Origin of the sequence: Aureisphaera galaxeae (assembly GCF_028561275.1) — a bacterium.
Lineage (GTDB): Bacteria > Bacteroidota > Bacteroidia > Flavobacteriales > Flavobacteriaceae > Aureisphaera > Aureisphaera galaxeae.
Genome location: NZ_JAQQTF010000002.1, coordinates 886,483 through 909,469, shown reverse-complemented (window position 1 = coordinate 909,469; position 22,987 = coordinate 886,483). Strand labels below are relative to the sequence as shown.

The 22,987-nt window shown below is 41.4% G+C and carries 22 protein-coding genes; 4 read left to right on the top strand and 18 right to left on the bottom strand.

The window, feature by feature from the left end; all coding sequences use genetic code 11:
* Positions 1 to 10: 10 nt before the first annotated feature.
* From POV27_RS03930 to POV27_RS03920, 3 genes are all read right to left on the bottom strand, one after another.
* On the bottom strand, positions 11 to 874 hold the full coding sequence (locus POV27_RS03930) for a hypothetical protein (protein WP_272861422.1): 864 nt from the start codon (positions 872 to 874) through the stop codon (positions 11 to 13).
* A complete protein-coding gene (locus tag POV27_RS03925) occupies positions 861 to 1,430 on the bottom strand; it encodes an RNA polymerase sigma factor (RefSeq protein ID WP_272861421.1) in 570 nt (189 codons plus the stop codon). Before POV27_RS03925 ends, POV27_RS03930 begins: the two co-directional genes overlap by 14 nt.
* 75 nt (positions 1,431 to 1,505) lie before the next feature.
* On the bottom strand, positions 1,506 to 2,483 hold the full coding sequence (locus POV27_RS03920; RefSeq protein WP_272861420.1) for a polyprenyl synthetase family protein: 978 nt from the start codon (positions 2,481 to 2,483) through the stop codon (positions 1,506 to 1,508).
* A gap of 283 nt (positions 2,484 to 2,766) precedes the next feature.
* On the opposite strand from POV27_RS03920, the gene POV27_RS03915 reads away from it, so the two are divergent.
* Positions 2,767 to 3,618 carry a T9SS-dependent choice-of-anchor J family protein gene (locus POV27_RS03915; protein ID WP_272861419.1) on the top strand — a complete coding sequence of 284 codons (852 nt, stop codon included), beginning with the start codon at positions 2,767 to 2,769 and terminating at the stop codon, positions 3,616 to 3,618.
* A gap of 54 nt (positions 3,619 to 3,672) precedes the next feature.
* On the opposite strand, the gene rlmN is transcribed toward POV27_RS03915, so the two are convergent.
* From rlmN to rsgA, 11 genes are all read right to left on the bottom strand, one after another.
* Positions 3,673 to 4,713, bottom strand: a complete 1,041-nt coding sequence (gene rlmN, locus POV27_RS03910) for a dual-specificity RNA methyltransferase RlmN (protein ID WP_272861418.1) — start codon at positions 4,711 to 4,713, stop codon at positions 3,673 to 3,675.
* Positions 4,714 to 4,809: 96 nt separating this feature from the next.
* A complete protein-coding gene (locus POV27_RS03905; protein WP_272861417.1) occupies positions 4,810 to 6,474 on the bottom strand; it encodes a T9SS type A sorting domain-containing protein in 1,665 nt (554 codons plus the stop codon).
* Between the two features lie 133 nt (positions 6,475 to 6,607).
* A complete protein-coding gene (queA, locus tag POV27_RS03900) occupies positions 6,608 to 7,657 on the bottom strand; it encodes a tRNA preQ1(34) S-adenosylmethionine ribosyltransferase-isomerase QueA (protein WP_272861597.1) in 1,050 nt (349 codons plus the stop codon).
* Between the two features lie 79 nt (positions 7,658 to 7,736).
* On the bottom strand, positions 7,737 to 8,972 hold the full coding sequence (locus POV27_RS03895; RefSeq protein ID WP_272861416.1) for a 3-phosphoshikimate 1-carboxyvinyltransferase: 1,236 nt from the start codon (positions 8,970 to 8,972) through the stop codon (positions 7,737 to 7,739).
* Positions 8,969 to 9,211, bottom strand: a complete 243-nt coding sequence (locus tag POV27_RS03890) for a hypothetical protein (RefSeq protein WP_272861415.1) — start codon at positions 9,209 to 9,211, stop codon at positions 8,969 to 8,971. The genes POV27_RS03895 and POV27_RS03890 overlap by 4 nt, the downstream gene beginning before the upstream one ends.
* Positions 9,211 to 9,537: a nucleotide pyrophosphohydrolase gene (locus tag POV27_RS03885; protein ID WP_272861414.1), complete on the bottom strand. Its 327-nt coding sequence runs from the start codon at positions 9,535 to 9,537 to the stop codon at positions 9,211 to 9,213. Before POV27_RS03885 ends, POV27_RS03890 begins: the two co-directional genes overlap by 1 nt.
* A gap of 2 nt (positions 9,538 to 9,539) precedes the next feature.
* Positions 9,540 to 11,351, bottom strand: coding sequence for a transglutaminase family protein (locus POV27_RS03880; RefSeq protein ID WP_272861413.1), 1,812 nt, complete (start codon positions 11,349 to 11,351; stop codon positions 9,540 to 9,542).
* An 84-nt stretch (positions 11,352 to 11,435) separates the two neighbouring features.
* On the bottom strand, positions 11,436 to 13,283 hold the full coding sequence (locus POV27_RS03875) for a DUF3857 domain-containing protein (protein WP_272861412.1): 1,848 nt from the start codon (positions 13,281 to 13,283) through the stop codon (positions 11,436 to 11,438).
* 3 nt (positions 13,284 to 13,286) lie between these two features.
* Complete coding sequence (locus POV27_RS03870; RefSeq protein WP_272861411.1) at positions 13,287 to 15,182, bottom strand: DUF3857 domain-containing protein; 1,896 nt, start codon at positions 15,180 to 15,182, stop codon at positions 13,287 to 13,289.
* A gap of 71 nt (positions 15,183 to 15,253) precedes the next feature.
* Positions 15,254 to 15,706, bottom strand: a complete 453-nt coding sequence (gene dtd / locus POV27_RS03865) for a D-aminoacyl-tRNA deacylase (protein WP_272861410.1) — start codon at positions 15,704 to 15,706, stop codon at positions 15,254 to 15,256.
* Positions 15,707 to 15,718: 12 nt separating this feature from the next.
* Positions 15,719 to 16,672 (bottom strand): ribosome small subunit-dependent GTPase A, encoded by a 954-nt coding sequence (rsgA, locus tag POV27_RS03860; protein WP_272861409.1) that lies wholly within the window; start codon positions 16,670 to 16,672, stop codon positions 15,719 to 15,721.
* A gap of 184 nt (positions 16,673 to 16,856) precedes the next feature.
* Here rsgA and POV27_RS03855 point away from each other — a divergent pair, with 184 nt between their 5' ends.
* A complete protein-coding gene (locus POV27_RS03855; protein WP_272861408.1) occupies positions 16,857 to 17,315 on the top strand; it encodes a hypothetical protein in 459 nt (152 codons plus the stop codon).
* A 297-nt stretch (positions 17,316 to 17,612) separates the two neighbouring features.
* A complete protein-coding gene (locus POV27_RS03850; protein WP_272861407.1) occupies positions 17,613 to 18,428 on the top strand; it encodes a hypothetical protein in 816 nt (271 codons plus the stop codon).
* Positions 18,429 to 18,466: 38 nt separating this feature from the next.
* Here the strand turns inward: POV27_RS03850 and POV27_RS03845 are convergent, their stop codons facing one another.
* From POV27_RS03845 to POV27_RS03835, 3 genes are all read right to left on the bottom strand, one after another.
* Positions 18,467 to 19,030 carry a T9SS type A sorting domain-containing protein gene (locus tag POV27_RS03845; RefSeq protein ID WP_272861406.1) on the bottom strand — a complete coding sequence of 188 codons (564 nt, stop codon included), beginning with the start codon at positions 19,028 to 19,030 and terminating at the stop codon, positions 18,467 to 18,469.
* A gap of 127 nt (positions 19,031 to 19,157) precedes the next feature.
* Positions 19,158 to 20,240, bottom strand: coding sequence for a bifunctional 3-deoxy-7-phosphoheptulonate synthase/chorismate mutase type II (locus tag POV27_RS03840; RefSeq protein ID WP_272861405.1), 1,083 nt, complete (start codon positions 20,238 to 20,240; stop codon positions 19,158 to 19,160).
* A complete protein-coding gene (locus POV27_RS03835; RefSeq protein WP_272861404.1) occupies positions 20,230 to 21,099 on the bottom strand; it encodes a prephenate dehydratase in 870 nt (289 codons plus the stop codon). Before POV27_RS03835 ends, POV27_RS03840 begins: the two co-directional genes overlap by 11 nt.
* Before the next feature lie 246 nt (positions 21,100 to 21,345).
* Here POV27_RS03835 and gldA point away from each other — a divergent pair, with 246 nt between their 5' ends.
* Complete coding sequence (gldA, locus tag POV27_RS03830; protein WP_272861403.1) at positions 21,346 to 22,245, top strand: gliding motility-associated ABC transporter ATP-binding subunit GldA; 900 nt, start codon at positions 21,346 to 21,348, stop codon at positions 22,243 to 22,245.
* Here gldA and POV27_RS03825 read toward each other — a convergent pair.
* Entirely contained in the window at positions 22,232 to 22,987 is a 756-nt protein-coding gene (locus POV27_RS03825; protein WP_272861402.1) for a head GIN domain-containing protein, read from the bottom strand. The genes gldA and POV27_RS03825 overlap by 14 nt on opposite strands.

Here is a 22,987-nt window from a genome sequence, read left to right as displayed (position 1 = left end):
GATTGATGAATTAATTGTTTCGTTCTGCTACTGCAGTCCTAACTTTGTTGAATCCGTCGCCCAAGGCTTCGAAAACCCGATCCCGGAAACTACGTTCCAGTTCGATCTCGACGTCCATCAACAAAGCCTGCGCATCCACTTTCTGATGGGTTGAGTTTAAGATTCGATTCGTGGCAATATCCCGCTGCGCCTTGGCCAATAACGCATCGATTTCTACCGCACTTACCGTGCTGTTTTTTTCTTGTATTTCCTTTACTTGTTGAATTACCTCATCTACTTTTTGCTGGATAAAGGTTTCTTCCAACTGCTCTACTTGTGTCACCGCTGTGGTTTCCTCATTTGTTATGTCTTGAGGAATGATTGCATCCTGCATCTCCAATTCTTCCTTACCTCTTTCGTCATTTTTACTTTCCAATACCTTTTGCTCTTGTAGTGCAATCCTTTCGGTAGTATTCCCTGACTCCTCAACAATTTTCTTTTCTTGAGTGCGGATGGGTAGTGTTGTCTCTTTGTTGACAGGCACCTCCTCTACTTCTTCGGAAACGGAAAGCTGTTGCTCGTCATTATTATTGGGAGTGATGATTTCCTGGTTTCTTTCCTCTGGGGATTTATTCGCCTCTATGGTTTTCTCAATCGGATCCTCATTCGCAACTTGATTCTCTTTAGCGTCATTTCCAAAGAATAACCAGCTTCCTATCAATAAAACCCCAACGAAACTCGCTGCCACGGCCATCCAAAAATAGCCCGATTTCTTTTTTTCTTGGGTGGTAGTTCCTAATCGTGATTCTAACTTTCCCCACGCACCTTCACTAGGCTGCAGTTCCCGCTCCTGCAATTTTTCCCGTATGTTTTCTTCAAATTTAATGGGTGCCATAACTCAATCTATTGTTTTGTTGTGCCACTGCTTTCTGAAGCATCTTTCTGGCCTTAAAAAGCTGTGTTTTCGATGTACTTTCTGAAATGTGAAGCAATTCGGCAATCTCGCTGTGCTTATACCCTTCTACTGCATATAAAACGAAAACCGTTTTGTATCCGTCGGGCAGTGCGTCGATCATTTTCTGAATGTCCTCCACTTCCAATTCTGTTTCTATATACGCCACATGGTCCATCGAATTTTCGATGGTAGCATCTTGGTTAAAATCCAGCTTCTTCTCCCTACGCAGCTGGGATATCGATTCATTTACCATGATACGGCGTATCCATCCTTCAAAACTCCCTTCGTTTTTAAAGGAGTCCAAGCGCGTAAATACTTTGAAAAATCCATTGAGCATGACCTCTTCTGCCAATTCCTCTTTTTTAAGGTACTGTCTACAGACGCTCATCATCTTAGGAGCAAACAACTCGAACAATTCGTGCTGTGCTTTCCTATTTCCCTTCTTGGCTTTACCAATAAGTCTCACATAGTTCTTATGTAAGGATATGACTCGCATAGATTTGTTTTGCAACGCTTTCTATTTACATAGACAGCATATTTTAAAAAAAGGTTGTCTGGGGCGTGAAAAAAATTATTTTTTTCTGTCGATCACATAATTTACCATCAATTCTAGTGCCGCTTTGTAGGGAGAGTCTGGATAGGCTTTCAGAATTTCTAGGGCACGCTGTTGGTAATCCTTCATCTGGGCAATGGCATATTCCAATCCACCGTTGCTTTTCACATAAGCAATAACCTCTTTCACCCTTTTTTTATCCTTATTGTGATTTTTTACCGAATTGATTAACCAAGCTCTGTCTTTAGAGGAAGCATGATTTAGGGCATAGATTAAAGGCAGCGTCATTTTCTTTTCCTTGATATCGATCCCTGTGGGTTTTCCAATCTTTTCTTCACCATAGTCGAATAGATCATCCTTTATTTGAAAGGCGATACCAATGAGTTCCCCGAAGCGCCTTAGGTTTTCTACTTCATCATCGGGAGCATTTACAGATTTCGCTCCCATAGCACAACAAGCCGCGATAAGGGTGGCGGTTTTCTGTCGTATGATTTCGAAATATACTTCTTCCGTAATGTCCAACCTACGCGCTTTCTCAATCTGAAGTAATTCGCCTTCGCTCATTTCACGTACAGCCACAGAGATGATTTTTAACAAATCGAAATCATCATTATCTATGGAAAGTAGCAATCCTTTGGAAAGCAAATAATCCCCTACCAAAACAGCAATTTTGTTTTTCCAGAGGGCGTTGATGGAAAAGAACCCCCTTCTTCGATTGCTATCGTCTACCACATCGTCATGGACCAAGGTTGCGGTATGGATCAACTCAATGACCGAAGCTCCCCGATAGGTGCGTTCGTTAATGGTTCCATCATTGCACATTTTGGCAATGAGGAATACGAACATAGGACGCATTTGTTTCCCCTTGCGATTTACTACATAATGGGTAATACGATTAAGAAGGGATACTTGAGAAGACATGGAATTGGAAAACTTCTTTTCGAAGTGTTCCATTTCGATCTCGATGGGTTCCTTTATTTGAGAAACAATTTTCATTTAACCCTTCAAAAATAGGAGAAAACGACGAATAAATAGTGTAAAATGGCTTTTTCTATACGGGAGGTGCAAAGGGTAGCGAAAAAGCGAAAACTCTATAATAATATGGATTTCAACAAAGAACGTTCTCACTTCATTTCTCATAGTATTATGAAAATCTACCTTTTTTCTCACAAAAAGGATAAAACGGTGTTAAACCTTATCGGGGCGTATCCAGATTACTGCATTTATAGCTATACTTGCTCTACTAGAAAACTAATTTTTAATTTAAATTTAATCCCCTATGAAAAAGATTACTTTATTGGTAGCAGTTTTCGCTGCCTTTACTATGAATGCTCAGATTTTTTCTGATGACTTTAACGGAGAAACTCCAGATGCGACAACCTTCGCAAATTGGACTTCCGTAGACTTTGACAATGATGGTGAGTTCTTTGAAGTTTCCGATATTTCTACTTCAGATGCTTCTGCTTCCCCACTTGATGGTATGGTAGCTGACTCTGATTCTTGGGAAGATGGTAACCCGAACAGCCCAATGACTCCAGACAACTTCCTAATCCTTACTAACCCTGTTGATTTAACAGGTGTAAGTGACGGAATGCTAACCTTTACATTTGGTACCTACCAAATTAACGGTACTTTCTTGGAAGATCGTCTAGCTGTGTATGTATCTACTTCTAACGATCCTGCTACGCTTATTACTGAAACTCCCGTATTCGACGATCAGATTGGAAACCAGACACCAGCGGATAACGGTGGAGAGAACTCAGCAGTTGATATTACTCTTGACCTTTCTTCGTACGCTGGAATGCAGGTGTACATCGCTTTCAGACACTTCGACACGTTCGACCACAACTCTGTTCTTATCGATAACGTTGTAGTAGACGGTACTTTAGGTTTGAATGACAGCGCTATCTCTACGCTTTCTCACTATGTTTCTAACAACGAAATGGCGTTAAGAGCTGCATTCCCACTTCAAAATGTTGAGATTTTCAACGTATTGGGACAAAATGTACTTTCTCAGAAACTTTCCAGCAACGACGAAACAATTAACATTGCTTCCTTGAATGCAGGAATGTACATTGTTAAGGCATCTGTAGAAGGACAAACTAGCTCTTTCAAAATCGTAAAAAGATAAGTTTAGACACTAGATAAACTGAAAACGGCTCTTGGGAAATCAAGAGCCGTTTTTTTATTGCTTGTTGGCCAATTGCCCACAGGCGGCATCAATATCTTTTCCGCGGCTTCTTCGCACGGTGACCGGGATCCTATTCTTCTCCAGTGCTTCGATGTATTGATCGATGGCCCTATCCGATGCTTGTTGAAACTCGCCATCGTCTATAGGATTGTATTCGATAAGATTTACTTTGGATGGAATGTACTTGCAGAACTTTACCAAGGCCTTAATATCCTCCGGCTTATCATTTACATTCTTCCAAACCACATATTCATAAGTAACAATACGTTTGGTTTTGGCGTACCAATATTCTAAGGACTCTTTCAAGTCGTCTAACGTAAAACTCTTGGCAAAAGGCATGATCTTTTCTCGGGTCTCTTGAATGGCCGAATGCAATGACACCGCCAAATTAAATCGAACCTCATCATCTGCCAATTTCTTGATCATCTTGGGAACACCGGAGGTAGAAAGGGTAATCCGTTTTGGAGACATCCCCAAACCTTCGTCGCTTGTAATTTTATCGATAGACAACAGTACATTCTTATAATTCATAAGGGGTTCTCCCATCCCCATAAACACAATATTGGAAAGGGGCCTGTTGTGATATAACATACTTTCCCGGTGAATAGCAACCACTTGATCATAAATCTCGTCGGGATTTAGATTCCGCATACGCTTCAATCGAGCTGTAGCGCAGAATTTACAATCCAAACTACATCCTACCTGAGAGGACACACAGGCGGTAGTCCTGGTTTCGGTAGGGATGAGGACCGATTCCACTATCAAGCCATCATATAACTTCACCGCGTTCTTAATGGTTCCGTCGGTACTTCTTTGCAAATGATCTACCTTAATGTGATTTATAGTGAAGTGCTCCTCTAAATGGGCCCGGGTATCTTTAGAAATATTGGTCATTTCCTCAAAAGAGTGTGCTCCTTTGTTCCAAAGCCATTCATAGACCTGGTTACCCCGAAAGGCTTTGTCCCCAATAGAAACAAAGAAGTCCCTTAGTTCTTCTTTAGAAAGCGCCCTTATGTCTTTTTTCTCTTGCTGCATGGGCCACAAAATTACCACATATTTATGTAGTGGTGCACAAAAAAACCTCTTTCGTACGAAAGAGGTTTCCATCATTGCCGATGTTGGCTGGTTCGGTTAGTTTTCGACAATGATTTTCTTTGTAATATCGTTCTGACTGTTTTCATCTACCAAGTGCAGGAAATAAATCCCTTCCTGCAGGGCTGAAACGTCAATTCTATTTTCTGAACTAGAGGCATTTCCCGAAAATATCTGCTGCCCCACTAGATTGTATAAGCGATAGCTTAGATTTGGATAGCGAGTATTCATGATAGAAACATAGGTAGTGGCAGGATTTGGATACACTCGTAAAATTCCCGTCGCTTCAAAATCTGGAGTACTCAGGGCATTAGAGTGAGATTCTAACGTAAACTGTCCTGTGCCTATAGGATCCAGCCAATCCATTAATCGTGTTTCTGGGGTTGTTCCATTATCCCAAGAAACTGCAAATCTTCCGTAAATATCGTAATCGCCATTGTTTTCGGTACCGTCACAAAACGACTGACCGGCATATAACTGTCCGATAACCCGTCCTTCTTGGTCGAAGAGTGGGGATCCAGAAGAACCACTTTCCGTAGTTCCAAGTTCCCATCCATTTCCATTACCGGCAGAAACTCCTTTAATGAGCCATACTTCGGTACCATTGGCATTTTCCTTCATGGCAGGATCATCATCGCGACAAATTTTCATGATATCCCCATTGGGGTGGTGGATTCCTACTTGAAATTCGGGAATGTTATCACTTCTATCCCAACCGGCAAAGGCGACATCCCAAGAGGCTGGGATTTCACTCACCAATTCTACCAAGGCGAAATCACTTTCGGCATTGTTGGCTCGTAGTTCCGCTCCACTCATGGTAAAATTAGTTTGTACATCCACGCTACCTGTATCTTCTGCACACACCGGAATGGGGCTTACCCAATTAAAGCGTACAGACCAAAAATTAGGGTCCGAATTCTCCAAACAGTGATTTCCTGTTAATAAATATGGGGTTTTGTCCACTCTTGTATTGTTCATTAAAGAAGCGGAACATAAATAACCGTTACCCAGATTTAACAAGGCCACGGTCTTTTTTAATAATTCCTTCTTATCATCGAAATCATCACCTACTGGGCAATTCACATCATAATTACAGGCCCCCGAATCGTTAAGACCTCTATTTCCCATTCCTTCAATCAGGTCGTCTACCTGTCCTAATCTATATCCATGAATGATACTTCCAATTTCTAGCTCTACTATATCTGGCGTACCCGCTAGCTGATTATATTCTATGTAAATAGTATCTCCATCGATATACCAGGATCCTAATTTTTTTGAATCCCTATTATGTCTGTGTGAATAGGTTTTGGAAATATCGGTTCTATCGAAATTATAGAATACCAAACGTCCGCCATTTGGCAAAAGGAAGTCGTTGAAATTAACGCTCATATTGATGGCCTCAGGCGATTTAATTGCCGCTCTCCAGATTCTGTCCCCATTGCTTAAATCGGTCCATTCCCCATCGGTCTGAAGATTTACGATGATAGGGCGTTCAATACCATAACGCCACGGAAGACTTTTGTCTAAATCGTTGACACTATCCTCTTCGTAAACGGCCTCTAAGTCTATGGTAGGAAGTTCGATAGGTTCTACCTCTTGAAGGTTCAATTCCCAACTAACAGGCTTATCCTCCGTCCTTTCCTGTGCCAAGACAGAAAGCAGGGGAACCATCAATACTATGATAAAAAGGCGTAGTGTTTTCACCTATACTCTATTGATTCAGCTGTTATAACATACTAAAATACAGGATTATTCTTAGATAGAAAAATAAAATACCGCATAAAAAAAGCCCCATTTCCTAGTGGAATGGGGCCTTATATGGGTTCGCGCTTCTTTTTTATAGGATGAGCATAGCATCTCCATAGGTATAGAAACGGTATTTTTCCTTGATTGCTTCTGCATAGGCCTCTTTTACAAATTCATGTCCTGCAAAGGCAGAAACCATCATGAGCAGGGTAGATTTTGGTGTATGGAAGTTGGTCACCATACAATTTGCAATACTGAAATCATAAGGAGGGAAAATGAACTTATTGGTCCATCCCGCATAGGAATTTAGTGTATTGTTGGAAGAAACCGAACTTTCCAAAGATCGCATTACAGTTGTACCTACAGCACATACCTTACGTTTACTGTCGATTCCATGGTTAATGATGTCCACAGCCCTTTCATCGATGATGATTTCTTCACTGTCCATCTTATGCTTGGAAAGGTCTTCCACTTCTACAGGGCTAAAGGTTCCCAAGCCCACGTGAAGTGTTACCTCGGCAAAATTCACTCCTTTTATTTCCAAACGCTTCAGCAAGTGCTTGGAAAAGTGCAAACCAGCGGTTGGCGCTGCTACGGCACCTTCGTTTTTGGCAAAGATGGTTTGATATCTATCCGCATCTTCTGGCTCTACATCTCTTTTGATGTATTTAGGCAGTGGAGTTTCACCCAATTCCGTTAGTTTATTACGGAATTCTTCGTAGGACCCATCGAACAAGAATCGCAGGGTTCTCCCTCGTGAAGTCGTATTATCGATTACCTCAGCTACTAATGATTCATCCTCACCGAAGTATAGTTTATTTCCAATTCGAATCTTTCGGGCTGGGTCTACCAACACATCCCAAAGACGGGTTTCGCTGTTCAATTCACGTAAAAGGAAAACTTCGATTCTGGCTCCTGTTTTTTCCTTGTTACCGAACAAACGTGCCGGAAATACCTTTGTATTGTTAAGAACCAACACATCATCCTCTTCAAAATAATCGATCAAATCCTTGAACATTTTGTGTTCAATGGTCTGGTCTTTACGGTTCAGTACCATTAATCGAGCTTCGTCTCTATTTGGAGCAGGATATTCTGCTAATAGCTCCTGAGGTAGCTCAAAGTTGAAGTTGGATAATTTCATTCCCATAGTTCGTATCGTTTTATTTTAAAAGAGCGCAAATATACGATCTCGAAATAGGGGTTGTCAAGTAAATGGACGTTTATTCTTCGAAATTTATTACAAACCCCAATTTTGAAAGGTCTTCCCAAAAAGTGGGAAAGGATTTGCTTACCACTCCACTATCTAAAATGGAGATGGGCACACGTAGCGCCAATGGAGCAAAAGCCATGGCCATACGATGATCGTGATATGTGGCTATGGAAACATTTTCTTGGATAGAAGTTCTAGGGTAAAGTTCTAAGGATTCATCCGTTATGCTTATTGTTGCTCCGAGCTTTTCCAGTTCATTCTTCAAGGCAACCAAGCGATCTGTCTCTTTTATTTTGAGCGTATGCAAACCCGTAAGTGTACAACCCATACCCAAACCAAAGCAGGTAACGGCAATAGTTTGCGCTATATCTGGGGTTTTCACAAGATTGAAATTGACCGACTTGGGCAGTTCGCCGTCTGATTTTGAAAGGGTCATGGTGGCGTTTTCTTCGTTAAACGCAGTCCCAACTCCAAAGGATTCGTACAATTTAGATAAGGCAGCATCCCCTTGTAAACTATTTCGTTTATAGCTGTGCAAGGTCACCGAAAGATTATGGGAAAGGGCCACGATACTATAAAAGTACGAGGCAGAACTCCAATCGCTTTCTACGGTAATGGTCGTACTTTTTCCAGCTGACATAGGAGCAATGGAGATGGTATTTTCAGAAAAATGACCTTCCACACCCAATTCATGCAATAAGGAAAGGGTCATTTCAATATAGGGAACAGAAGTCACCTTTCCCTCCAATAGGATATTCAACCCGTCAGGCAAGGAAGGTGCGATTAACATTAAGGCAGAAATGTACTGACTACTTACATTGGCCTGAATGGAAACTTCGTTTTGGGCAAGTTGTTTTCCTTTAATCAATAAGGGCGGAAACCCCTCATTCTTAGTGTATGTTATATCTGCTCCTAACTGCTTCAAGGCATCTACGAGTACACCAATGGGCCGTTCTTGCATACGCTGACTCCCCGTTAATACAATTTCCCTTCCTTCTCGAGAAGCGAAAAAAGCGGTAAGAAAGCGCATGGCGGTACCAGCATGGTGTATATCTACCGTTCCTTTTTCTATATGGATTCCTTTGCCCAATGCCACGGTATCGTCGCTTTGGGAAAGATTGGCAATCGAACATTGTGGATATAATGCCTGAAGCACCAATAAACGATTGGACTCGCTTTTGGAACCTGTGACCTTAATGGTAGCTTTCTCTACCAAGTTTTTGGAATGCTGTAGCGTTGCTTTCATTTTCGCTGATCCTGACGTTTCAATCGTGCCCAAAATTTACCGTAGCTCACCATAAATCCGGCAATGAATCCGGCAATGGGTACCATCCAAACTTTGTTGGATTGCAATAAAAGTGTAATAAAATTAGAAGATAGCCCTGTCATGAACCATTGCACCACCAATAGGATGAGCAGGTACATGAAACTAAGAAATAACACGGACCGCCAAAATCCGGGATGGGTTACAATCCTTTTGAACATTACTTCAGCTTTTCATTGTTATGGTGACGGTCGTGATCGCGTTTGGTCTTCTTATCCATCTTTTTATCGAAAGCTGTCTGTAAGTCGACCCCTGTCTGATTGGCCAAACAAAGCACCACGAAAACCACATCGGCCAGTTCCTCTCCTAGGTCTTTGTCCTTATCGCTTTCCTTTTCGCTCTGTTCGCCATAACGCCGAGCTATGATTCGGGCCACCTCCCCTACTTCTTCGGTGAGTTGAGCCATATTGGTGAGTTCGTTAAAGTAGCGAACCCCGTGTTCTTTGATCCACTTATCTACAACTAATTGGGCATTTTGCAAGTCCATTTCTAGGATTTTGTAAGGACGATTTTCGAATCTGATACTTCGGTGTATTTCGCAAATATTTCTTTCACACTTGGATAATACTCCGTTGGGATAATCCCTTGATTAATATTCAGGTTCAAAGATACTTCAATTTGATTTCCCTTCAATGCACAATTAAAGGATAATGAAGCTAAATTATCTGGGGTAGTAATGGCCACTGGATCCAATAGGCTTTTTACTTCATAACCATCGGGAATCTTAAAATTCATCTTTACTTTTCGAGCAGAAGGAAAGCCAAAATCAAGCGGATATATACGTTCTTCCTGCTTTAATCGGTTTTCTTCCCATCCAAAATACAGTAGCGGTTTAAAATAGAGATCCCCATTAATTTCTTCCATATATTCTTCCCATTCCAGATTGTAGAAAATACTCAAAGGGCGATCGGGATTGTCCATTTCTTTCACAACCATATTGGATATGGAGAGGAAATCACGGGACTCCTGCAAATCATCCACATACCCTTTTTCTTGAGTTTCTTCGTAATCGTCTCTATGCCCACGGGCAAAATAGCCGGATATGCGTTTTTTCACATCAGCGCTTACGCTCATTTCCTCTGGATCTATGGTGACATCAATTACTTGTGAGCTTTGCGATTTCATGCGGGCCTGGGTAGAAACAAGGGCATGGCCTCGTCCAGTATATAAAAGAAGTCCATCTCCATTCAGGAAATGAATGGGAAGCTCCCCAAATCCCGATTTCTTTCGTGATGCATCCAACAAATAAAAGGTTCCGTCTATGTTCACGTGAACCACAATATAATTGAATAGGTTTTTGGTTATAAAATGAATAAACCCACGGTTCTTGGAGGCTATCATCATTAGATTTGCATCCAATCCTGCTTCACGAAGCATGGTCGTTAATAACACATTAATGGCTCCTGCACTCCCCTCCTCATCCCTGTGCACTTTCTTTGTAGAAAAACTGAAATCCCGATAATAGCCATCCCATTCCATCCTATCGCGAACATAGGTGAATATTTTTTCCGCTCTTTTCTTCGGATCAGTTTCTGCACCCACCACTTCCGCCACTACCTTACGAAGGCTATTCCCGTCGGAAAGCAGCTCCTTAAAATTCCTTCTGGAGCTATTCTTCCTACCTCCCCAATACACAGAATTGAAATACTTGGCTATATCGCCCCAATCTTTCAATTTCTGACGGCGATAGTTCAATAGCACTTCTATGAAAAGACGGCCTCTATAATTATTAAGACTCCCCAGGTAACCTTCATCCCGTAAGGGTGGAATATCCTTTCCTGTATAATAAAGGAACTTACCCTTTTTATTCACATCCAACTCTATCGGAGAGTATCCGTTTTTGGAAAGGGTCAATGCCACGGGTGTCGGATTGGAAAAAGACAAATGAAAATCTTCTATAGGCAAGGAACTCTGGTAAAAAATGGACCACATCCCAATATCCTCAACGATATAGAATATTTCGATAATAGAGCCTTCCCTAACGTTAGGGAAAGGGATGATGACGTCTGTATCGTCTTCGGTGACTTCCTTCTTCAGTATTTGCTTATCCAAAACCTCTGTGATGACAATCTCATCGTCTACCAGATTGTATGTTTTGGCTTCCAACACCTCTACTTCCTCATAAGGAATCTCCAAATCGGAATAATCCAATCCATCGTTATTGTATATCTTTCGGGCTTCACGGACCTTCAGTATATTCCCGAATTCGAAAAAGATATCGCGATAGATAATCTTAGCCGGTTCATCCTTAAACACATCATCCTGTTTTTCCAATAGTTGTTCCTTGGTAACTTTAGGCATTTCCTTATGCTGAGACCACATTAGGCATGGCCATAGGAAACTACATAGAACAACAATGTGTTTAAGGCGAAACATTAAGGTTTTTTACACTTTTGAAAGTACTACTTTTTCCGTTTCCTTGTCCATACGCACTTTGAAAAATTCTTTCAAACTATCATAGGTATCGTAAGGCATAAGGGGTGTATTGATTTGAAAAGCACATTGTACCTGAATGTTGGTCCCCTGAGCGGAAATACGGTAAATAAAGGACCCCATATTATCAGGCAGGGAGAACTTGATGGCTTCGGGCAAAGATTCTACCTGATATCCTTCAGGAATCTTAATGGTCATCATCGTTTGGTCCTTCAGCAAATATTCGAAATCGATGGAGTACTTACGTTCTTCTTTTTGAAAGGGGTTTTCAGGAATGGCTGTAAATAACAAAGGAGAGAAATAGAGTTTGCCGTCGATTTCATCGATCGCATTTTCCATTTCAAAGGCAAAAGAAACATCTACAATACCCTCTTTTTTGGCATCTGCTTTCACTTCGTTCACTTCCAAACCATCTGCATCGTAATCTAAAATGGTTTCAATCTTGTTTTCCCCTAGATCTTCAATTTCCGAGTCCTTGTAAATACCATAGTACCCACTATGTCTTTCCCGAACGTTTCCAGAAATCATGAGATCCTCGTCGATGGAAGCTTGCCCAATGATGTTCTTGGCCGAGACATTGTTATTCTCCAACGTCACCCAGTCGAAGCTATGGTCCTGAAAAATTCGTAGTCCTTGCCAGTTCAAGAAGTGAGAGGCCAAATAGTCGAAACGCGAATTATGATGAGCACCGTCTAACAGGTATGTTTTACCTGCTATAACAGCCGAGGCCAATACGCCATTGAATGCACTTCCACTGGCACTTAATGGAATTCCATTCCTCTTGGTAGATACTAAAACCGGAGCGGCATCGATCCCCACACTTTCCAACATGGATACCAAAAGAATATTGATATCATCCAAGCCGCCTTCCCCTTTTTTGTAGGTTTCGCGAACGGATTGATCCGGAATATATCCGTAGTTTTCGTTCCATTTTACCTTATCACGCAATAAATTGTAAACGATTCTTGCCTTTTTAAGCTGATCGATCTCTCCTCCCAGTGCGGCTTCTATGTCATCCCTGTAGAACTTTTTCGCCTTCATTCCTTGCGAAAAATAATCGACGGAAATGATTTTACCTCCTAAGGATTTCCAATTGTTGAACTTATAGAAATCCCCAAAAGCGGTTACATTAATTTTCAGGAACGAACGATATACATCCATATCGTAAACGTAGTTCTCATGCTCCAATGCGGGAACATTATTTGCAATGAAATTGGTGGTCTTTCCTTCTTCCACCCTTGCCACATCCAGGAATGCTCTTGGGTTCTGTAAAATTTCAACGCCTGCCCCAGTATTGTTGGTGACATGGATTTTCTCCCTTTTAATAGGAATGTCGTGCTGCAAATGAATATTAGCAAAGGTCCCTCTATCGGTTCGATAGGAAAATTCTATTACCGAGCCAGCATTTACATTAGGGAAAGAAAACTTCTTAATTTTCACACCCTTAATCTCTTCATCGGTAAAGATTAGGTTCTTATCAAGTTCGGTTTTCTCCACAGCACCATTCACCAAATTGTAAGTGGCTCCCTTTACCCTTTTCACATCGGGATAAGGAATCCTTACCGTAGCATGATCATACCCTTCTTCATTAAATATTTTAATTCTTTCGTATACTTCTACTTCGGAACCCAAAAAGACGGTTACTTCGCGAAAAAGCACCACGGCATTAGCCTCTGGAAACTTTACATCCTGCTTTAACAATACATCATTTTTAATGGCTTTCCCGAACTTATAATCCTGCCCTTGTACAGCAGCTGTAAAGGTCAAGAAGCAAATCAACAAAAGGATAGGGTTTCTCATAATTTATAGTTTGGTTAGAATTATCTTTTGGTTATCGTGTCTGGCTACTTTTTTCATGAACTTTCGGTAGTTCTCGTATTCCTCTTTCGGAAATTCCCCTTCGTGTATTTCAAACTTTCTTTGGTATTTGTACTTCCCTGGTTCGGTTTCCGTAAGCTGCGAAGTATACATCCCAAATTTGGTTTCCAATTGAATGGGTTCCGGCAGTGAAGTAACCCCAAATCCAGGGGGAAGTTCAATGGATACTTCATCCTCATCCACAAATCCTCGTGAAATATATAGCGGGAACTTTCTGTTTTTGTAGCGTTTCGGAATGTAGGTAAAACGGTTCAATACGTTCACTGGAAAAATTAGATTCTCCCCAGCAGTGCTCGTATAGGATCTTGCATCGAATTCAATTGTTTCGGAAAGCTTCACTGCTTCCTTATTGTTATCGAAGGCTACTGATTTCAAGGTGATATTATCTACGTAATCCCAGTACTCTTTGTAATGTTCGTCTTTTTCGTCCTTTGTTTTGCTCTCGATTTCGTGGCGTTGGCTATACTGCGTTCCTCCGGACTCCATATTCACTTTTACCGAAATATTACCACTATCATGCAATACGCATTTTCCTGTGGTTTTCAACGTATTTTCATGATAGGGATAGACTGTGGTATGCGCAATTTTCCCTCCTTCGGGTGTCACCATAAGCACATCCCTATCGTCTGTGAAGTTGGCAATAAATCCGAAAGGCACGGTCTGACTGGTACACTCCAACCATATAGTTTCATCGTCATTGGGAACGGCTAGAATCATATGATTCCCTTGCAATGAAGTAAAGTCCGATTCAATATTCCTTTTCTGACGGTCCCCATAGACTATAGAGTAATAAGAGGTAACCCCTACCTCATCCAATAAGGATTTGGTATAATTGGTCAGAGCTTTACAATCACCATAACCCAATTTGTCCACCTCCGAAGCTGCCATGGGTTTCCAACCTCCAATACCTATCTGAACACTAATGTATCGGGTATTTTTCTGAACGTACTCATACACGATCCTTGCCTTCTCCTCTACAGTGGTTGCGTTGGCCACAAGGTTCTTGATCTTGGTTTTGGTAGCTGCCGGTAAGTCCCGTACATCCTGCAGCAATTTCGTATCCATCCACGTTCCAAATTCGGCCCAATCCTTTCCACCCCCAGGAACACCCTGTAGATAAAAAGCATCCAAAGCGAAAAACGCTGAAGGTATTTTACTGTCCAAGCTCGGACTATGGTATTCGGGTTCTATGGCTTCAATGCCTTTGGAAGATAAAAAGATACTTCCTGGTTGTTCTGTCTTTATGATTTCATTGGAAGGATCGGTGATTTTTTGGCGCATTTTAATTCCCTCTCCGTAGGTTATGGAATAAATACTTTCCATCACACTACTATTGTATCGTGCCAATGGAATAAATGGCGGAATAAGTGCCGTATTTCCCGTCTCGGTTTCGTATTCAAACACAATGGTATAGGGATAGTCGTCGGGAGTGTAACTAAAGACCAACATCCTATTGTCTGAATAAAGCGTACCCCCTGAAACAGCACTTATATCGAGAAAATCTTTCTTTTTGAATTTTTCGATTTCCTCCCCTTCCGCATCGTAAATGCGAGCCTCTGCACTTTTTACTTTAGAAGCATTGTCGTAAGGAACTGTAGGATTTATATGTCTATTCCCATTTTTGTTGAGAATGGTGATCACCAATTTATTGCGAAGCACCAGCTTTTTAGGAGTAGCGATTTCTATAGCCGTGGTCTCCTTGCGGATGACACTATTGGCGTTTTCTTTTAGTTCGGTCGGAATTTCATCGGCCCTGTACATATTCTGAGAAATGCACACCATAGAAATTACACCTAGCAACACTGAGAGTATAAATTTCATACAATAAACCGTAAGTTAATTATAAAGAGGGAAGTATTGCGAATCTATAAAAATCCTATGTAAGAAAAAAGCTATTCCTTATTTTTTGTATCGATGCTAATGGTTACGGGTCCGTCATTTATTAACTGGACATCCATCATGGCTCCAAACGCTCCCGTTTGCACTTCTTTACCCAAATGTTTTCCCAATTCGGAAACGAAGGATTCATATAAAGGGATCGCTTGTTCGGGCCGAGCAGCTTTAATAAAGGAAGGACGTTTTCCTTTTTTTGTGCTGGCGTGCAGGGTAAATTGACTCACCACAATGACCTCCCCATCTACATCCTGAATGGATAAATTCATGGCTCCATTTTCATCACCAAAAACACGAAGCCCAGCAATTTTAGCAGACAACCAATCGATATCTTCCTTACCATCTGCCGCTTCGATTCCCAATAAGATAAGATACCCTTGGTCGATATTTGAAATGATTTTTCCGCCTACAGTTACCGAGGCTTCTTTTACACGTTGAATAACGGCTCTCATAGATTAAAACGATTAGGATTCGTCTCCATAAATATCCTTTCTGTATTGTTCTTCGTCCCCTTCCAAAATCTGAAGATAACTTTTGTAGCGGGACCAAGCGAGCTCTCCTTTTTCCAGCGCATCTTTTACGGCACATTTGGGTTCTTCCAGATGCAAACAGTTATTGAACTTGCAATGTTCCTTCAACTTGAAAAATTCTGGAAAATAATCGCCCAACTCTTCTTTATCCATTTCTACCACACCAAAGCCTTTTATTCCCGGAGTATCAATAATCTGTGCTCCAAAGGAAAGATCGTACATCTCGGCAAAGGTGGTGGTGTGCTGGCCTTGTTGATGCTGTTCACTTATGGCCGAGGTCTTCAGGTTAAGGCCGGGCTCCAAAGCATTTACTAAGGTCGATTTCCCAACGCCACTATGCCCCGAAAACATGCATACCTTACCTTCCATCAACGACTTGATCTTTTCGATGTTCTTCTTTTCGGTAGCAGAAATGCCAATGCAGGTATAGCCAATTCTTCGATACAAATCGGCCAAAAATTTAATTTCGATCAACTCTTCCTGCGTATATGCATCGCTTTTATTGAACAACAAAACGGCCTCTATATCATAGGCTTCGGCCGTGATCAAAAAACGATCGATGAAGGTCGTAAACGTAGGAGGATTGTTGAGGGTGACCAATAAAAAAGCCACATCGATATTGGCGGCAATGATATGGGTCTGCTTGGACAGATTAACACTTTTGCGGATGATGTAATTTTCCCGCTCTTCGATACGATAAATGATTCCCACCGTTTCATCCCCTTTGGTTTCCACATCGAATTCCACATGATCGCCCACCGCAATAGGATTGGTACTCTTAATTCCTTGCATGCGAAACCTCCCTTTAATACGACATTCGTAAAAGGTGCCGTTTTCTGCCTTTACATTGTACCAGCTTCCTGTTGATTTATAAACGGTTCCTCGCATAGTTTTCAAGAAAAACAAAAGTAACCACTTTTGGCAAGAAAGTTGTTGAAGAGTTCGGAAACCTTTTTTATGAATTACATTGAAAAGCTGATTTCTAAGAATTAACGGTCGAAAATGACTTTGCTCATTTCATTCTATGAAAAACGCCTTTCTTTTGTTCATTAATCCTCTAAAACCACAACTTATGAGAAAAACCATTCTAATGCTAGCACTCACCGGCATCATGACCTTCGCTATGAACGCACAGGAGTACGAAGTAAAAGTAGTAACCAGTGTAGAATCCATTGTTCCCAACGGATTGGGACGATCCCGACTTATTTCTGCCAATGTAGAGCGAAACTTCGAAGAATTTACGTCCACCCAGACCGAAGATGACAACGGCAGGAACAAATCTAAAAGAAAAAAAATCCGTGTTAAAGATTTTGATGAAACCAAGTTATTGAACTTCTACAACCTTGGGGGAATTCGTTTTCAGAACATCGCGTCCAATGACGCCCTGATCGAATCGAAGATAAACGCCATGCTAGCCGAAGGATGGGACCTAGCCCACGTAACAAGTGCGGTAGAAAGTGACGCAGGCGAAGGTGATAATCAAGGGATCTTTATCACCCGCTATATATTTAAACGGAAAATACAACCGTAATGAAAAGGAGGCCTTCGGGCCTCTTTTTTTTGCCCAAAACTGCCATTGCAGGAAACGGGGAAAACCCTTCAGGGAAAAGGAGCAAATCCCCGTTGATTCCAGATCAATATTATAATATATTGTATGTCAGATACATACATGAGTTAAGTTGCACCAACTGCCTATGTACCCATTAGGTCTTTCCCCTTCCCCCTTTTGATGCAACCCTGTAGCTGCTGTCTTAGTATTACATACCATCAAAGCATTTTAAAAATCGAATTCAAGGGGTATATAGTATTAATCTTTAAAACTTACATTATGGATCTAAAAGAAGCTTTAATTATTTTGAAGGGGCTGGACATTGGCCGCAAGAAAAAGGAATTTGTACGCGATGTTTTTGCCCTGCACGATGTTCTGGATAAAGTACTGGACCGTTTTAATCAATCCGATTTCGCCTATAAACGTGCGGAAAAAGCTAAGGCTTTGGCGCAGCCGGAGGGTGTGGCTCAATACTTTAGGAATCAGGACCATGCTTTTAACTGTGCCTTACTCAACACTCTTGACGGAGGGGTAAAAATGGCCAAGAAATTACTGAAAAGCGCCTCTGCAAAGAATATTCACGAACCCTTAAACGACTACATTACGTCTCGGGAAACCTTCCCCAAATTCCGCAAGTCTATGATAGATCGTTATATTCAGCTTACGATCGAGGATGACACCATTTCTGCAATGAATGCTACTTGGGGTGCCAGAGCCATGATTTATTATCTCGACCTAGGTCATGAACAAGGAATTGACGCCTTGTTCAACGATTTCTATCACTCGTTACAGCAATTCGAACATTTCCGGCAAAATCTAGACCAAGGGCGCTCCTTCATAGATAAGGAACAATTACAAGAAGTAGCCCCCTATCTTTTCAATGATGGGGACTTTGGTCATATTGATGATACCGATCTCGTTCACTTTTGGGGATTCCGTTGGGTAAAGGTTTTCAAAATTATTATCCGTGTGGTTTGTTATGTCTTCATTATTTGTTTCCTCTGGGAGGAAGAAGAAATCATAGAAGAATTGAAAAAGATATGGGTCTGCAAATATGCTCGACCCAGAGACTTAAATCCAGGCGATATCGGATAATAAATGTTCTGGAAAAAGGAGGCCGTTGGCCTCCTTTTTTATTGTTTTATGAGTTTGTGGGTTTTCAGCCTTTTCCCATCGGCTACTACGTTCGCCAAATAAATTCCTGCGGGTTGGGCTGATAAATCGATGGGAACTTGGCTATCGAAATTCCTAGATTCGAAAGCGTGAACTTGTTGCCCCAGCACATTGTGAATGTTAACCGAAACCTTTTTGTAATTTGGTAACAATTTCAAATGGAAGACTCCGCTTGATGGATTGGGAAACACCCTCACCTTCGAAGTACCGGAAAAATGATTCTCTAGTTCATCAACTTCTTCCGTAGACACTTCCTCTTCCGTCGATTCTTCTTCCGAAGTTTCATTACATTCAATCAATAAGCTACTGCAACTATACCTTACTGTACAAATTTGCATAGCATACCCCGTAATTACAATCTCATCCAACAAAATGGGCGCTATGTCAACTTCTGAGTTGTTAACCTTTTCATTATCTATCTCATCATAGAGTTCTTGTATCGTTGAAAGGATTCCTGCTTCCGAATTTTGTGCTTCAAGAAACATTGGGGCGAGCATGGCAATGGCAAGTAGTAGTGTTTTCATGAGATCATAATTTACATTTACACAAACCTAGCATCCCCATCGCTCTAAAAAAACCAGTATTGAGGCAACCCCAATCTTCATTGAGGGAAACATCCATAAAAAAGGCCTCCGTTGGGAGGCCTCTCATTTATTCGCTGATTACTTTCTTTTGGTGGTTAATCGATTCTTGGTGAACCGCTTTAAACACCTTCAAGATAAATTCTTCGCTTAAATTCTGTTCTTCTCCTTGTAGAATCATCTTCCCAAGGATTTCATTCCATCGTTTGGTTTGGAGGATCGCCACATTGTTTTTCTTCTTCAATGCTCCGATCTCATCGCTAATGCGCATGCGCTTGCCTAGCATTTCGATCAATTGATGGTCTACCACATCGATCTTGGTACGGGCAGTTGCTAATTTGTTCTGAAACTCTATGGCATCACCCTCTTCTTTTCGAATTCGTAAATCTACTGTCATTTGATCCAGTACATCAGGTTTAATTTGCTGTTTGGCATCGCTCCAAGCATTATCGGGATCGTGATGCGTTTCTACCATAAGGCCATCGTAATTGAGGTCCAAGGCCGTTTGGCAGAGGTCGAAAATGATATCGCGACGTCCTGCGATGTGCGATGGGTCCAAAATCAATGGTAAGTCTGGAAAACGGTTTTGTAAATCGATGGGAATTTGCCATTCCGGATTATTGCGATAACGCGTTTTTTCATAGGTAGAAAATCCTCTATGAATCACTCCCAAGTTCTGCACATCGGCGCTATGGAAACGCTCTACTGCACCCAGCCAAAGAGCCAAATCGGGATTTACCGGATTCTTCACCAATACGGGTTTATCGGTCCCCCGAAGGGCCTCAGCAATCTCCTGAACAATGAATGGAGAAACCGTGGTCCTTGCCCCAATCCAAAGGATGTCCACATCGTGTTTTAGTGCCAAATCCACATGATTGGCATTGGCTACCTCTGTGGTAATCATCATGCCTGTTTCTTCCTTGGCCTTTTGTAACCACTTTAGCCCTAAGGCTCCTACCCCTTCAAAATTACCCGGACGGGTTCGTGGTTTCCAGATACCCGCTCGTAATACAGTAGCATCGGTATCCTTTAATTGATGTGCGATCGTCAAGACCTGTTCTTCGGTTTCGGCGCTGCAAGGTCCCGCAATAACCAAGGGATGTGCGAGCTCCATCGCATTCAACCAATTCCGTAATTCCTTCTTATTCTCCATGTTCTAAAACGTTTGTCAGTTCACTAGGCACATTCTTTCTGTTTTGTGTGTAAGTGCCTATAATTTTCAATTCCTTTACTACTCCTTCTAAGTCGTCCATAGCACCGTAAAATTGCTGTGGCGATTCGAAAATTACGTCCACAAAGAACGCATATTTCCAAGGAGTTCCCAATAAGGGTAGTGATTGTATTTTCGTTAAGTTTAATTGGTGTCCGGCCATAACCTCTAAGGCCTTGCTCAGTGTTCCCACTTCGCTTCCCAACACAAATTTCAAACTTGCTTTATTGGGTGTCTTTTTACTGAAGGTCTCGCCTCGCTTACCAATAAGCACAAAGCGGGTTTGGTTTTCTTTGATATCCTGAATATTGCTATCCAAAATCTTCAATCCGTAACGATCGGCCACCTGTTTTCCGGCAATGGCTGCCACGCCTTTCAGGTTATTTTCCTTGATTCGCTTGGCTTCGCTCGCCGTATCCTTTCCCTCTATGATCTTAAATTGCGGTGGAAACTTTCGGAGGTAATCTTTACACTGTAGGAGTGCCACGGGATGCGAATGTACCTCGAAAATATCGATGATGGACTCGCTCTCCAGAGACATGAGATACATCTGAATGTTCAGAAAGACCTCATCATAAATTTCGAAGCCGCCTGCTTCAATAAGGTTATAATTCGGTAAGATGGAACCGGCAATGCTGTTTTCTATAGCCAAAACCCCTAATTGTGCTTTGTCGTGCTTCACACTTTGGGTAACGGCATCGAAACTATCGCATTTTACCAGTTCAATTTCTTCGTTTGGGAAGAGTTTCTGAACGGCCTCATCATGGAAGGACCCCTCGATTCCTTGAATTGCAATTTTCATAATTCTATCATTTAAGTTGGACCATAAAAAAACCCGGAACATCTGTCCGGGTTTTCATTTTATATAATCGTTTACAATTAACTACATAACAACCCGGCTACCTCCGTGGAAATAGAAAAACCAAAAGTTGTAAAATGTAAAAAATCGTTTCATTGTTTCATTTGTTAATGCTAATGTACACAATGTTTTAAAACATGCAATATTTTTTTACGTTTTTATGAATATCTAGCATTATCTTCGTAGCCTATGTCCATAGAAGTAGCCAAAATCACCAAGTTTTACGGAGCGCAGAAGGCGCTGAACGAAATTTCATTCTCCATTAAAAAAGGAGAGATTGTTGGATTTTTGGGTCCCAATGGGGCTGGAAAATCGACCCTCATGAAAATATTGACTACGTATTTGAAAGCTTCGGACGGACAAGCTTCGGTAAATGGTCATGCCGTTTCTAATGAAGACAAAGAAGTTCAGAAAAGCATTGGATACCTTCCCGAACATAATCCTCTGTACTTGGAAATGTACGTGCGGGAGTATCTGGGTTTTAATGCTGAAGTGTACGGCGTTTCCAAATCGGAAGTAGATAAAGTAATTGAACTTACGGGACTAACGCCAGAGGCCCACAAACGGATTGAGCAACTTTCTAAAGGATATCGTCAACGTGTCGGACTGGCCAATGCACTACTTCACAATCCAGAAGTACTTATTTTGGATGAACCCACTACTGGACTCGACCCAAATCAGCTGATTGAAATTCGGGAACTCATTAAAACCGTGGGCAAAGAAAAGACCGTACTGTTGTCTACCCACATCATGCAGGAGGTAGAAGCGATCTGCGATCGTGTCATTATTATAAATAAAGGTGAAATCGTCTTAGATAAATCTCTGAATGATCTCAAAGAGGGCAAGCAACAGATCGTAGAAGTGGAATTCGATTACCGCGTAGAAGAAGTCGCTTTACAGCGCCTAGGTCATATAGACAAGGTAGAAAACAAAGAAGGCTTTGTGTATCATCTATATTTTAATACCGATGAAGATATGCGAGGTAAGGTATTCGATTTTGCACATGACAACGGACTGAAGATTCTTCAGTTACATCAAAAAAATACGACGTTGGAAAAACTGTTCGTAGAATTGACTAGTCCTCAATAATCAATCGCCCGGTATAAAACTCTTCAACCGATACAATCACAGGACGGTTCTTGGCAATCACATCTCCCAGACTTCTAATCTCCCCTTGAATGGAATTGATAGGGTATACAATCATTTTCTGGGTACTTCTGTGAAAGATATTAAGATCTTCAATAAGCAAGTTTTCCGCCTCTACCCTTGCGTCCCCGTCAAACAAATTGAAATTGGCTTCCTCGGCAGTACCACTTAAGTAATAATTGGAAATACCACTGGAAGCAATATTCAAAATACCTCCTTCGAACTGGATGCGGAAATCCCCATCAATATGGAATTCGTCCTCGTTATCTTGATCTTCAGAAATTAGCGTAAGCTCTGGGTAGGTTAAGGTTCCGTCACTCAATACGGCTAATCCAGAACTGTTTCTTATTTCAGAAATATTGGGTGAAGTAACAAATACCTTGGTAATACCGTAATCGCGTACCAAATTACAACCATTGTCGTTTTTAACACTCAATAGATTATTGCGTGATTCTACAACGATATCGTTCAACAGGTTTTCACCGGTTTCAACCACTACTTTTTGGAAAGGCCCTTCTTTAAGAATGAGTTGTACACGTTCGCGTACCAAAATCCTTTCGAAAGGAAGTACTTCGAATTCTTCTTGGACAATATCCCCAGCCGCTTGAAAGCAGTTTAATCCGTCCTCGCTATCGCACCCTAAAAAGAGCACCGCCACTAATATGCAACCTAAGAATCTTTTCAT

What these genes read in the sequence shown, in the direction of transcription:
- POV27_RS03840 (WP_272861405.1), bottom strand. Translation starts at nt 20,240, where the DNA reads ATGGAGAATAAGAAGGAATTACGGAATTGGTTGAATGCGATGGAGCTC.
- POV27_RS03835 (WP_272861404.1), bottom strand. Translation starts at nt 21,099, where the DNA reads ATGAAAATTGCAATTCAAGGAATCGAGGGGTCCTTCCATGATGAGGCC.
- queA (WP_272861597.1), bottom strand. Translation starts at nt 7,657, where the DNA reads ATGAAATTATCCAACTTCAACTTTGAGCTACCTCAGGAGCTATTAGCA.
- POV27_RS03825 (WP_272861402.1), bottom strand. Translation starts at nt 22,987, where the DNA reads ATGAAAAGATTCTTAGGTTGCATATTAGTGGCGGTGCTCTTTTTAGGG.
- POV27_RS03885 (WP_272861414.1), bottom strand. Translation starts at nt 9,537, where the DNA reads ATGGACTTGCAAAATGCCCAATTAGTTGTAGATAAGTGGATCAAAGAA.
- dtd (WP_272861410.1), bottom strand. Translation starts at nt 15,706, where the DNA reads ATGAGAGCCGTTATTCAACGTGTAAAAGAAGCCTCGGTAACTGTAGGC.
- POV27_RS03890 (WP_272861415.1), bottom strand. Translation starts at nt 9,211, where the DNA reads ATGTTCAAAAGGATTGTAACCCATCCCGGATTTTGGCGGTCCGTGTTA.
- POV27_RS03930 (WP_272861422.1), bottom strand. Translation starts at nt 874, where the DNA reads ATGGCACCCATTAAATTTGAAGAAAACATACGGGAAAAATTGCAGGAG.
- POV27_RS03895 (WP_272861416.1), bottom strand. Translation starts at nt 8,972, where the DNA reads ATGAAAGCAACGCTACAGCATTCCAAAAACTTGGTAGAGAAAGCTACC.
- gldA (WP_272861403.1), top strand. Translation starts at nt 21,346, where the DNA reads ATGTCCATAGAAGTAGCCAAAATCACCAAGTTTTACGGAGCGCAGAAG.
- POV27_RS03875 (WP_272861412.1), bottom strand. Translation starts at nt 13,283, where the DNA reads ATGAGAAACCCTATCCTTTTGTTGATTTGCTTCTTGACCTTTACAGCT.
- rsgA (WP_272861409.1), bottom strand. Translation starts at nt 16,672, where the DNA reads ATGCGAGGAACCGTTTATAAATCAACAGGAAGCTGGTACAATGTAAAG.
- POV27_RS03870 (WP_272861411.1), bottom strand. Translation starts at nt 15,182, where the DNA reads ATGAAATTTATACTCTCAGTGTTGCTAGGTGTAATTTCTATGGTGTGC.
- POV27_RS03880 (WP_272861413.1), bottom strand. Translation starts at nt 11,351, where the DNA reads ATGCCTAAAGTTACCAAGGAACAACTATTGGAAAAACAGGATGATGTG.
- POV27_RS03855 (WP_272861408.1), top strand. Translation starts at nt 16,857, where the DNA reads ATGAGAAAAACCATTCTAATGCTAGCACTCACCGGCATCATGACCTTC.
- POV27_RS03925 (WP_272861421.1), bottom strand. Translation starts at nt 1,430, where the DNA reads ATGCGAGTCATATCCTTACATAAGAACTATGTGAGACTTATTGGTAAA.
- POV27_RS03850 (WP_272861407.1), top strand. Translation starts at nt 17,613, where the DNA reads ATGGATCTAAAAGAAGCTTTAATTATTTTGAAGGGGCTGGACATTGGC.
- POV27_RS03915 (WP_272861419.1), top strand. Translation starts at nt 2,767, where the DNA reads ATGAAAAAGATTACTTTATTGGTAGCAGTTTTCGCTGCCTTTACTATG.
- rlmN (WP_272861418.1), bottom strand. Translation starts at nt 4,713, where the DNA reads ATGCAGCAAGAGAAAAAAGACATAAGGGCGCTTTCTAAAGAAGAACTA.
- POV27_RS03845 (WP_272861406.1), bottom strand. Translation starts at nt 19,030, where the DNA reads ATGAAAACACTACTACTTGCCATTGCCATGCTCGCCCCAATGTTTCTT.
- POV27_RS03920 (WP_272861420.1), bottom strand. Translation starts at nt 2,483, where the DNA reads ATGAAAATTGTTTCTCAAATAAAGGAACCCATCGAGATCGAAATGGAA.